The sequence below is a fragment of the Paenibacillus massiliensis 2301065 = DSM 16942 genome, from assembly GCF_000377505.1.
Taxonomy (GTDB): domain Bacteria; phylum Bacillota; class Bacilli; order Paenibacillales; family Paenibacillaceae; genus Paenibacillus; species Paenibacillus massiliensis.
This window is the reverse complement of record NZ_KB898195.1, coordinates 181,355-192,826: the sequence shown is the minus strand read 5'-3', so window position 1 is coordinate 192,826 and position 11,472 is coordinate 181,355. Positions and strand designations below refer to the sequence as shown.

The following is an 11,472-nucleotide window of genomic DNA, read 5'->3' as shown; positions in this document are numbered from 1 at the left end:
ATATTCTTTCCGCCTTCCTCGTTGATCCAATAGACCAAACTCACCTTTCTCACGGTATTTTCGCATCCAACGCTTCATCCGACCCTGATCTTGGATTCCGAAATGATCGTTGATCTGCCGATACGTCCACTTTTCCTCTACGTGCAGGCGAATTGCCTCCACCTTGAGTTCCTCGGAATACGTCTTAAACTTTTGACCTTTAATAGCCATTAAAAATGCACCCCCTAGAAATTCATCGGTTAAACCAAGGGGTTTTTCCAATGTCTATTCTAAGGGGTGCACTTCACTAAGGCTATGGGTTTCTTTTAGGTGATGGGATTTTCTCTATAATCATAGCCACTTTGCTGCTTCTAGGTGATTCGAGCTCAATATGCTGTTGCAGTAACCTACATGATGTTGCACATGTCGGATCTGCATGAGGATTACATCCGTTTTGGTTATTTCTTCATAGAGTGCACATGGCTCTAGTAATCTGTCATCAGTAAGATCATCAAAGTAATTGCGAGCCATACTCAATATATCCTCGAGGTAATTTGTCATTTCCTCTTTAGTAGGGTAATCAGAGCATTCCTTATCTAAGTCTTCTACTACATCCTTACCAAAGTCAGGGATTATGAATTCGTCATCCTTGTGCTGCCTGAACCAAAATTTCATACTGGTGGTAGCATGAAAGATATGTCTCCAGTATTTTTGCTCAGCATCCATCCACAAGTCATCAGGGCATACCTCGATCAGATTCTTCAACATGTCTACAGTCGGTTCAAACAGTCTCCATAAGACAGCTAGCATCTTATCACTCATGCTCATCAACTCATTTCTAGAAATATAGAATCTCAGCTATATTCTAATTCCCAATAGCGTAACCCTGCCCTTTTCCAACAGTATTTATGGAATGTTTGTGAAATATTACACTTATTTTGGGTAGTGATCTGATCAATGATAGGCTACCTGTATAATCAATTCGGGTACTCATTTTGCCTCTGGCTATAGTTATTAGTTATAACCAGGTATGACTTTTCGGTGTTACGTAATAAGAACTCTCTCATGCTACAATCAAACCAATAAAAAACACAACACACACAACACGTGAAGGATTGAGGGGGAAATCGTAATGAGTGATAAATTTCAAATCGTAGGTAGCCTGCTGCGACCGCCAGCGCTATTGAAATATAAAGAGCAAATTGAGCATCGTGATGACATCAACTATCCATTTTATCAAGAGTTTGAAGGATATGAGCAGTGTGAGACGGAGGCCATTCAGGCTGTGGTTGAGAAGGAAATTGAGCATGACCTGTCCATTATTACGGATGGCGAGCATTCCAAATCGATGTGGCATCTGGATTTTGTCTGGGGATTCCAAGGAATTAGTCGCTACATTGCGGACCATGGGTACTTTTTCCGGGATACCGATGGAACTTCCAAGTATGAGACACGGAAAGATATTGGATTGCATATTACAGATGAGTTGAGTGGCAAGAACCATCATTTCATTACTGTATTTAAGAAGTTGCAAGCTCTTGCTGGCGGCCGTGAAACCAAGCTGTGTGTACCTTCTCCGTCGCATATTTTTGGTGAACTGTCATGGTCGGATAACATTGGCGGCAAAAATTCGGTGTATAAGAATGCACAAGAGCTTAAAACCGGCCTTGCCAAGGCATATAAGGAATTTGTTGAGGAATTCGCTGCTGCTGGTGGGAAAATTCTGCAATTTGACGATTGTCTATGGGAACTGTTTGCGGATGACAATCCGAATTCTCCGTTTACCGGTGAGAGTATCAATCAAGAGGAAGTACAGGCTCTTGCTACTGAATTTATTGATATTAACAATACCGTGATTGATTTTGGTCATAGCTTGGGTCTGAAAATGTGGACGCACAACTGCCGTGGCAACTATGATTCCCGTAATATGGGCGGTGGATCTTATGTGAAAATTGCTAATCTGTTCCTGAAGCAGCTCAAATATGATCGATTCTTCCTGGAATGGGATGACGAACGTGCAGGTTCGCTTGAGGCTCTAGCTGTCTTCAAGGATAAGCCTAACACAGAAATTGTGCTTGGATTGTTGTCCTCTAAGACCAATACACTTGATGATGAAGAGCGTGTACTCCGATTGCTGGATGAAGCTTCGAGCATTATTGACAAGGATCGATTGTTGCTCTCCCATCAGTGTGGCTTTGCCTCCTGTGATGGTGGTAACGAATTAACTGAGGCGGAACAGTGGGCCAAGATCAATCAGGGACAAAAAATTGCCCAGCAATATTGGGGAAATTAATGTGTAGTAAGTTGTAGTAAAGTCATTCTGCTTCCCATGTTTCACTGTACGGGTCTTGAAGCAATAGAGAAATACAAAGGAAGATAGCCTCCTGAACTGCATGATTGCAGCTTAGGAGGCTGTTTGCTATTGTTCTCTATTTCAATTCATAACTCATCCGGCTCATCCATGAACCAAGAAATATAGGAGCATCTCTCGCAGACCAGTATCGTTGCACTGCGGTTAGCCCAATCAATCCCGAAGAACGTTGCTCCTCTTGTATTCAGTTGGCGATAGTCGATCTCGAACGTATCGTTTCTGCAGCACGGACAATATATTTTAGTCTGATTAATGCTATATTCCACAAGTACCACCCTCTCCGTCTTAGGAATGCTATGAATACTTACGCCATAATTCTTAATTTGGTTCCTGTGATGCGGAATAAATGGAAGGAAAATGGATGGAGTTCATGTACTTCAGCAGCAAATAGTCAGTGATTAAAGCCAAAAACCAGCATTTAGAGAGTTGTGATGCGCCATCAAAACATTGCCTTTTCTATGGGAATATTTTCTTTCGTTTATAATTATCCAGCTAATTTACAGTGAAAAAAATAATAGGAAATATTTCGGAATATATGCTACAATCTTGAATGTTGAAAAGAGGAGAATATTGGCGAATGCTGACGATTGGTGTGACGTAACCTTAGAAGCCCTGCCTCTGCTCTTTTATATCTTCTTTAATTAATCCTCAGTGATGAATATCACACTATTCATTACAGGTGAGCCCATATCGAAGGTTCAACTTATAGGATTCATGAGGGACCGACCCACATAATACATATATCAATTTTAATAGTACATAGCGTGAATGAAAATGATGCTACATAGGGAAATCCTTGTATTATGCGGGTGTAAGCGAATTCATAGTACGTGTTGCTCATATGATGATAACGAGGAGGTGATGTGGTACTGGTGTGCTCGTAATCAAGACTCAATGGTGTGTGTGTTACAAATTAAAAGTGGAGGATTGTAAATGAAAAAGAGTGCTACAAAAGTAATGAATATGGTTCTATTATTTTCTCTTGTACTAACGTTAGTATCTGGAGGACTGCAAAGTCACACGGTTGTTGCTGAAGGTATTTCGATCACCAAGAACGGGGGCTGGAACGAAACTGCGTTTGTAGAATGGACACCTGTAGATCATGCGGAGGGATATAATGTATATATTAAGCGTGCAAGTGCGTCAGATGCTTCCTACCAACAAATTGATAACGATCTGATTCGACAATACCCATCTTATTGGCGGGCTGATGCTGTAGGGCTTGCAGCTGGAGAGTATGTCATGAAGGTAGAAGCGAGACTTACAGATGCTTCTACGCTTCGCGCCATTTCTGATGATGTATCCGTTGCAGCTCATGACAGATCCGGATTTGCATTCTCATCAGATTCGCCATATGGTACGGGTTCAGGCGCTTATAATGAAGACGGAACACTCCGGAACGGGGCTCAGGTGCTGTATGTGACCTCCGAGACTGCAAAAACAGTAACTCTGGATGTCATCATCAATAACTCTGGACGCGTGCAGACTGGGGTAGGTATCGGCGAGATTCTGAAGCTCAGACAAAAAGGCTATGATAAGACGCCGCTTGTGATTCGTTTCATTGGTCAAGTCACAGGCGCTGATATGAGTGGACAGCTCAATAGCAGTGGTTATCTGGAAGTCAAGGGTAAGAATAACTATTCAGAGATGAACATGACGCTTGAGGGCATCGGAGAGGATGCCTATGCATACGGATGGGGCTTCCTTCTGAGAAACACGGGGAATGTGGAGGTCCGTAATCTGGGCGTGATGCTGTTCCCTGACGACGGAATCTCTTTGGATACAGCGAATGTAAATGTCTGGCTGCATAATAATGACCTCTTCTATGGCGCTGCTGGAAGCGATGCTGACCAGGTCAAGGGTGATGGCTCCACAGACGTCAAGAAAGGCTCGACCTATGTCACAATCTCGTATAACCATTACTGGGATTCCGGGAAGGCAGCTCTTGTCGGCTTGAGTGAAAAGGATGAGTTCCTTGTAACCTTCCATCACAACTGGTTCGACCATTCGGACTCTCGTCATCCACGGATCAGAGTAGCTTCGGTTCATATCTATAACAATTATTTTGATGGAGTCTCGAAGTATGGAGTGGGTGTTACAACAGGCGCTTCCGCCTTTGTAGAATCCAATTATTTCAGAAATGCCAAAAACCCGATGCTGAGCTCCTTACAAGGTACAGATGCTAAGGGAGCTGGTACGTTCTCAGGTGAGACCGGAGGAGTAATCAAGGCTTATAACAATGTTGTAGTGGGTGCTGCCAGCCTGATCTATGCTAATTCTAACGACGGAACAGCGAAGGCACATGCAACGTCCTATGATGCTTACTTGGCTTCCACCAGAAATGAAGCTGTACCTAGCACGTACAAAACATTAAAAGGCGGCACAGCCTATAATAACTTTGATACAAAAGTAGATACTGGAGTACGCACTGCTGATGTTGATAACGTCAATGATGTAGAGCAGATTGTTACGGAGAAGGCCGGACGTCTGAATAACGGAGATTTTACATGGCAATTCAATAATTCCGTTGATGATGCATCTTATGCAGTTAACTCAGCTCTGATGGCTAAGATCAGAAGCTATACGACCCAGCTTGTATCCGTAGGTGGGAACTCGACACCAGAACCAACACCGGAACCAACACCAGAACCAACGCCAGAACCAACACCGGAACCAACACCAGAGCCGACACCAGAACCAACGCCAGAACCAACACCAGAACCAACACCAGAACCAACACCAGAACCAACACCAGAACCAACACCAGAACCAACACCGGAACCAACACCAGAACCAACACCGGAACCAACACCAGAACCAACACCGGAACCAACACCAGAACCAACACCAGAGCCGACCCCAGAGCCAACACCGGAACCGACGCCAGAACCAACACCAGAACCGACAGTCGGTGAGTACCATGACTTTACTGCTTCTGGAATTAACAGTGACTTCTTCAATATTAAAGGGAATCTTTCGACAACGAAAGGAACTGTAGAGTACAACGGATTGACACTGACGCAGGCTCTCAAGATTGAGAGTTCCACACGCATTGGGTTCACGACTACAGAAGCTGCAACATTAACATTAGTATTCAATTCTGCAGACGGAACAAAAATCATGATTGATGGGACCAGTTATTCCATGACGGATGGCATTGTCAGCGTATCTCTTGCTCCTGGTGAGCATACCATTACCAAAGACAATACTGCGAATCTCTTTTACATGGAATTACGTTAGTCTAAGAGACATCCAAAGACATACTTAAGCTAGATAACCAGTTGCCGGCGCTGAACCGGTGACTGGTTATTCATTTGGCTAAGAACAGATTGATGACATTCGTGCATCTGTAAATTAAATACCGTATAGTGAAAAAGCGATCCTGCGAGATCGCTTTTATTACTTTTTATGACGAAGATATATCTAGAGCAGTTGTTCAGCTTTCACCAGCATTTCTCGTAGTACATGAGCAACCCGACTTTTTCTTCCTCTTGCACTGCGACTGATGCGACTTAATGACTGTCGGTATGCCATAGTATGACCTCCATGACAGAATTGCTTGGCTGCCATTCGCAGTGTTCTCCTCAGCAAGCGTGCAGAGGAACGAGTACGTGTATATCGAACCCCACGGCGCAATATCCGCAATATATCCTTGTATTTATCCAGGTCCTCAGATGGGGGCACAAGAGCAAATAAATTCAATGACGAATCGTGGAATCCATAGCTTTTGAACATGATCTTGAGATTGTCTGTATTCAAGGTATCTCCTCTCATGAGGCTAGGATGCTCCTGGTGATACCCGACAGTCTCATTGATCGTACGGAAAGCCATCTTCATTCGATGTAGCCTGTAGCCCAGGTCCCAGTCTTCGAGTCCATAGAGTACAAACTGTTCATTGAACCCTCCACTCCGTATCAAATAGCTGCGCTTCATGGACACACAACGAGTGACGAGTAGCATCCAGGGTGCTACGTCTGTCTTGGCGAACTGGGCCTGAGTGTTGTGCGGAATTCTGGATGGAAACACGGCCTTGGACAAGGCTTCGGAGCGATGAAGGATATCCTCTGGTGTGATTAATGGAATAATGTCGGTTGCCGTCTCAAAATGGGGGTTCCATAGGCCGGAAGGTGTAATGATATTGCGAAAATGTTCCTTTTCCTCAGGAGAGAACTCCGGGTAATAGTGGGTGTAAATATTGTCCCATGAGTAGGGGAAGCCTGACAGCACGGACCTCGGAAATCTGCGATGATAGCGGTCTACCACCTGAATGAATTCGGGCAGCAGCAGGAAGTCTGAGTCACAGAAGATGACGTAATGTCCTTTGGCATAACGTAGCCCTAAGTTCCTAATCGCTGAACGACCACGCTGTTCCCCCTGTGATGCATAGATTAGCCGATAGGAAGTGTGGAGGTCTGCTACCATGTCTTTTGTTCCATCAGTAGAGCCATCATCAGCCACAATGACTTCAAATTGATCCTTCGGATAGGTCTGTGTCTCCAATGAGGTGAGTGTCAGCAGCAGCTGATGGAGACGGTTATAGGTCGGAATAATGATGCTGTAGCGGATGGACAGTGTAATCCCCTCCCCAGACGTATTGAGAACTCTTGAATACGGATTGATAACATTATATTCAAGGACGATAGCCTGACCTGGTCAATAGCCCTCAAGTTACCAAATAGGCTGAAGTCATTGCCGTCTTATGCCAAAACAAATCCCCATTACCCTATATAGAGTAACGGGGATTTGTACGTTGTGTGCTGGCATGGACTAACTGGGTAATGAGGGTTACAGCTTGAACTGGCTGACCAGATTTTGCAGCTTCTGCGCCAGATGGGCCAATGAATCTGCTGCGGAAGTAATCTCCTGCATGGAAGCGACCTGCTCCTCGGTCGCCGCCGAGATGCTCTCCGTACCGTCAGCATTTTGCTGTGAGATGGATTGAATATGTGTAATGGACCCTACGACCTCAACCGTGCTGGCGGACATCTGCTGGGAGGCCGCTGCGATATTCTCAAGCTGGCTGTTCACGAATCCGAACGCTTCACTGATCTGGGCGAAGGCTTGGTCTGCTGACTGCACGGCAAGTATGCCATTATCCACGTCTATCTTACCGCTATGCACGCGCTGATGCGTCTTCGCGATCTCTTGCTGAATGGTTGATACCAGCTCTACGATCTTCTCCCCAGCGAGACTGGATTGCTCGGCAAGCTTGCGCACCTCCGTTGCCACAACGGAGAAGCCACGTCCATGCTCCCCAGCTCGCGCTGCTTCAATGGATGCATTTAGTGCTAGCAGATTGGTCTGGGCGGCAATATCAGTGATCGCGGACACCATCTCCCCAATCGAAGCGGAATGCTGGCCGAGCTGCTCGGCGGTGTGCTCCATATTTTGCACAAATCGGCTCACGGAGCCCATTTCCGAGACAGCTGTCTGGATGGTGGAATTTCCTTGCTGTGCCAATTCACTGGCCTGCATGGCAGCCTCGGATACCTGCTGGGTGCTGTCCGTTACTTGTTTTACCCCTCCAGCTAGCTCATTCATCTGTTGTGCCGTGTGCTTCAGGTTTCCTGCCTGCTTCTCAATCCCTGCAGCCGATTCCTCTGTGATGAGTGCGACGGATTCGGTTGCCTTGGTTGTCTCCGAAGCGTTAACTGCTAGTTGGGCAGAGGAAGCAGTCAGTTCATCGGCGGTGGAACGGACATCTTGGATGACGCCACGCAGAGAGCGGCTCATCTTATTGAAGCTAGTGCTCAGCTTCCCGAGCTCATCCTCTCCTCCTACAGGAACTTCAATGGCTAGGTTCCCGTCACTAATGGCCTCGGAGGCTTGGACGATCTGATTCAGTGGTCGTGTAATGGATCTTACAATCCAGAAGATTATCACAGAGCTCAGGATGATGGATATAGCGATGACGATCACGGTAGTGTTCAGAATCGAACGTACCGAATTGACCACCTCATCGTTATCTACGACACCAACAATAATCCAGCCCGTAAGCTCGTTGGTGGCGAAGACAGCATGCTCGCGGTTACCATCCAGCGTGTAGGCCAGCTCCCCGTTCTTCTGGGCAATGATGTCTACATAAGGAGGAGTGGTGGCCTCTGTTCCTGGCTCAATCGTAGGATGAATAATGATTTTATTTGCGTTATCTATGATATAGAAATAGCCTTTTTCGCCAATCTTGGTTGCGTTCACGGTCTGTGACAGACTCGCAAGCGACAGACTGACAGACACGACACCATGTCCATCGGCAGTGGTCTGGGCGACAGATGTCACCACATTTCCTGTATTGCTTGATATATAGGGGGTAATTACAGTAGGGTTATTTTTATTCTGAGTCGCAGACTGATACCAGGGACGCTCACGTGGATCATATCCGGGCTTGTTCACGGCCGTGACGGGAGCATTAATATACACACCCTTGTCTGTACCGATGGATGCCAGCTCTACATCATCATGGGTATCCTTGTATGCGTCGAGCAATGTTCGAATCGTCTCCGTCTCGTCACCTTGCTGAGGGCCTACTTGACCTGCGTCGAGCTGGCTAGCCAGGAAGTCCACATTCTTTTGCGTGGCTCCGATGATCTGATCAATCGTCTGATTCAGCACTTGAACACTGTTCTGGGCGTTCTCAAAGGTCTTGTCCTCAACTTTCGCACGGGCGGTCTGAAACGAGATGATGCCGAGGCCAATCGTGGGAAGCAGTAATATGACTGCAAATGACAAGATCAGCTTTTCTCTGATTAATAACTTCCTTCTGGTCTTACGGTTGCTGATTTTGCTCATGTAAACGCACCCTCTCTATCTTATCCTGAACACCCATATTGCAAGAGCAATACGGAATATATCGGTCTTTGAGGGGGCAATAGTTAGACGGATACACGATCCAAATTCAAACAAATTTTAAGGAAGTAAGGACCCCTTTTTTCAGAGGGTTCATAATAAGCTGTGATATAGATCACGGAATGCACGATGCTTCATTTCAATAATAAGGTAAGTAGCATTAGATGCTGTGCTAAAAAGTTAGCGATAATATCGTGAGCAAGGAGGTATGGAATGATGTCAGTCAATCGAGAAGCGGTGAATCAGGATTATATCATTGAGCATGTGTGTGAGCTGTTCAGGTGCAGGGTGCTGTGGAGCGAGGGTCGTCCTTGTCTGGAGTACGAGAGTGAGGAAGAACTAGGCGAGATCGTTCTATATGTCAAAGAGAACTTTGCGACAGAGTTGCTGGATGTATTTTTTACTGCCATACCGAGCTTGCCGGTGGAAGACTAGAAAAGCGACCTCTGAGGGTCGCCTACTTGGTACCGTCGCCATTACGCCTCTGCTGCGTGCCCCTTGTCTAGGAGTGAACCGGGTGGGAAGGACGCCGTGCTGGTTCTTGACTAGTTGCTGGATGTAGTGCGATTCGCTAACTTACTCAATCAGTCCGAGACTCAGATAATCCTCGTAGCCAGCAACGCCATCTATAGGCAGATTGTGTTGCTGCTCATAAGCCTTCAAAGCAACCTCGGTAGCATAGTTAAATTTGCCTTTGCACTCACCTGAATACAGTCCCTCACTTCGTAATCGCCACTGAAGGAGCTGGACATCTCCACCGCTATCCCCCATGGCTATCAAGCGAGGATTATCCAGCGGCTTGCCGAGTACATGTCCGCCAAAGCTTACCGTCGTTCCTACGCGTACCCACTCGTACAGCTCCTCGACATGATGGTTATACATACGAATACAGCCATGGCTGGCACTGTGGCCAATGGAATCGGGCCTATTTGTGCCATGAATGCCGTAAATGCCCCAAGGCACATTAAGGCCAATCCAGCGGGTGCCGAAGCCCTTGCCCCAATTTTTATATTTATTAATGACCATATATTCGCCTACAGGCGATGGAGTGTTAGGCTTGCCCAACGCGATCGGGAAGGTCTTCATCAGCTGATCATCTGCATACAGGCGTAGTCGATGCTGGATAGGGTCCACCTCAATATAGGTATTCTGATAGGCTTGAAAAGGCTCGGCAGCTGGAATCGGGTCCATTGCCGTCAATACATGAATGGTTAACAACAGCTTGTGCAAAAACATGACGTCCGTCCAGGCTCCCTTCTGATGTCTGGGTATGCAGACAAGCGATAGCTAGTGTGTAAATGTTGTTGTAATGTATGATGCGAAGCCGAGCAGGATTCTATGCTAAAAAAGGCCACAATCCATCGCGTATGCAATGGACTGTGGCCTGTATTACATTCATTATTTGCTTAGAACAACAATGCATCCAGTGAATAGGCTCCTGCCCCGGTCAAGGCAACGCCTGCAGCTACAGCAAGCAGAACCAGATTGTACTCGTAGCCGTTAGCCGTTGACCACAGGCCGTTCTGACCATGCACAGTCTTGATTGCGCCAATCATCGTCAGGATAATCAACACCGCCCCCACAGGGGTCAACAAGCCAAGAGCGAACAAAAGGCCGCCCACTAGCTCCATCAATCCTGCCGCGACTGCCATGGTAACACCCGGCTTCACACCAATGGACTCTAGCCAGCCACCAGTTCCTTTGGGTCCATAACCACCAAACCAACCGAACAGCTTCTGCGCGCCATGTCCTACGAATAACAGACCTACAATCACACGAATTACCAACAAACCTACTGCCATCATCATTAGAATCATCTCCCAATTTTTAATAAATATTATTATTGTTATTCTTAATATAAAGATATTAGACCTGAATAAAGTTCATGAATTCGATTCTTTATACTTGAGCTTCTTAACGAACAAGTGAATCCTTACTCACTAATGTTCGCAATAGCCGATAGAACCGTAATGGCCCGGAAACACTGAATGGATTCGCTAATGGTTACTCCAGATGATCTGGAACATAGCCCTAGCCTTTCGGCCCAGAGTATGCATCTGTTCACCTACTTTTTTATCTCAATTTAACTAATCTTTAAGTTAAGATAAATATAAATCAGGATAACGGAGCTGTCAATACCTTTTATGAAGAAATGTATGAGTCCTTAGACATATATTGGATTGAAATAAATGGAATTTACCATTTTTTTGTTGAAAAAAGATGGGACCATTGTATAGTTAGTGTAGATATCGATATGGCATTGGTCTAATATGGAAGAA

10 protein-coding genes are annotated in these 11,472 nt (G+C 45.8%); 3 read left to right on the top strand and 7 right to left on the bottom strand.

Features of this window, described 5'->3' with window-relative positions; genetic code table 11:
* Together D328_RS0121155 and D328_RS29535 are read right to left on the bottom strand one after the other, a co-directional pair.
* Nucleotides 1–210, bottom strand: a 210-nt coding sequence (locus D328_RS0121155; RefSeq protein ID WP_018887042.1) for a helix-turn-helix domain-containing protein, incomplete at its 3' end; no start/stop codon positions are given.
* 120 nt (nucleotides 211–330) lie between these two features.
* Nucleotides 331–801 (bottom strand): DinB family protein, encoded by a 471-nt coding sequence (locus D328_RS29535; protein WP_018887041.1) that lies wholly within the window; start codon nucleotides 799–801, stop codon nucleotides 331–333.
* 310 nt (nucleotides 802–1,111) lie between these two features.
* Between D328_RS29535 and D328_RS0121145 the strand changes: the two genes are divergently transcribed.
* Nucleotides 1,112–2,272, top strand: coding sequence for a cobalamin-independent methionine synthase II family protein (locus D328_RS0121145; protein WP_018887040.1), 1,161 nt, complete (start codon nucleotides 1,112–1,114; stop codon nucleotides 2,270–2,272).
* A gap of 146 nt (nucleotides 2,273–2,418) precedes the next feature.
* Here the strand turns inward: D328_RS0121145 and D328_RS30820 are convergent, their stop codons facing one another.
* The gene (locus tag D328_RS30820; RefSeq protein WP_081625325.1) at nucleotides 2,419–2,616 is read right to left on the bottom strand and encodes a hypothetical protein; all 198 of its coding nucleotides are present in this window, start codon (nucleotides 2,614–2,616) and stop codon (nucleotides 2,419–2,421) included.
* Between the two features lie 667 nt (nucleotides 2,617–3,283).
* Here D328_RS30820 and D328_RS0121140 point away from each other — a divergent pair.
* Nucleotides 3,284–5,590 (top strand): pectate lyase family protein, encoded by a 2,307-nt coding sequence (locus D328_RS0121140; protein ID WP_018887039.1) that lies wholly within the window; start codon nucleotides 3,284–3,286, stop codon nucleotides 5,588–5,590.
* Nucleotides 5,591–5,773: 183 nt separating this feature from the next.
* Here D328_RS0121140 and D328_RS0121135 read toward each other — a convergent pair whose 3' ends face one another.
* Together D328_RS0121135 and D328_RS0121130 are read right to left on the bottom strand one after the other, a co-directional pair.
* Nucleotides 5,774–6,922, bottom strand: coding sequence for a glycosyltransferase family 2 protein (locus D328_RS0121135; RefSeq protein WP_026281313.1), 1,149 nt, complete (start codon nucleotides 6,920–6,922; stop codon nucleotides 5,774–5,776).
* 213 nt (nucleotides 6,923–7,135) lie between these two features.
* The gene (locus tag D328_RS0121130) at nucleotides 7,136–9,136 is read right to left on the bottom strand and encodes a methyl-accepting chemotaxis protein (protein WP_018887037.1); all 2,001 of its coding nucleotides are present in this window, start codon (nucleotides 9,134–9,136) and stop codon (nucleotides 7,136–7,138) included.
* A gap of 270 nt (nucleotides 9,137–9,406) precedes the next feature.
* On the opposite strand from D328_RS0121130, the gene D328_RS0121125 reads away from it, so the two are divergent.
* Nucleotides 9,407–9,628: a hypothetical protein gene (locus tag D328_RS0121125; RefSeq protein WP_018887036.1), complete on the top strand. Its 222-nt coding sequence runs from the start codon at nucleotides 9,407–9,409 to the stop codon at nucleotides 9,626–9,628.
* Between the two features lie 141 nt (nucleotides 9,629–9,769).
* On the opposite strand, the gene D328_RS0121120 is transcribed toward D328_RS0121125, so the two are convergent.
* Together D328_RS0121120 and D328_RS0121115 are read right to left on the bottom strand one after the other, a co-directional pair.
* A complete protein-coding gene (locus D328_RS0121120) occupies nucleotides 9,770–10,429 on the bottom strand; it encodes a L,D-transpeptidase family protein (RefSeq protein WP_018887035.1) in 660 nt (219 codons plus the stop codon).
* A 170-nt stretch (nucleotides 10,430–10,599) separates the two neighbouring features.
* Nucleotides 10,600–10,998, bottom strand: a complete 399-nt coding sequence (locus D328_RS0121115; RefSeq protein ID WP_025678094.1) for a DoxX family protein — start codon at nucleotides 10,996–10,998, stop codon at nucleotides 10,600–10,602.
* Nucleotides 10,999–11,472: the final 474 nt, after the last annotated feature.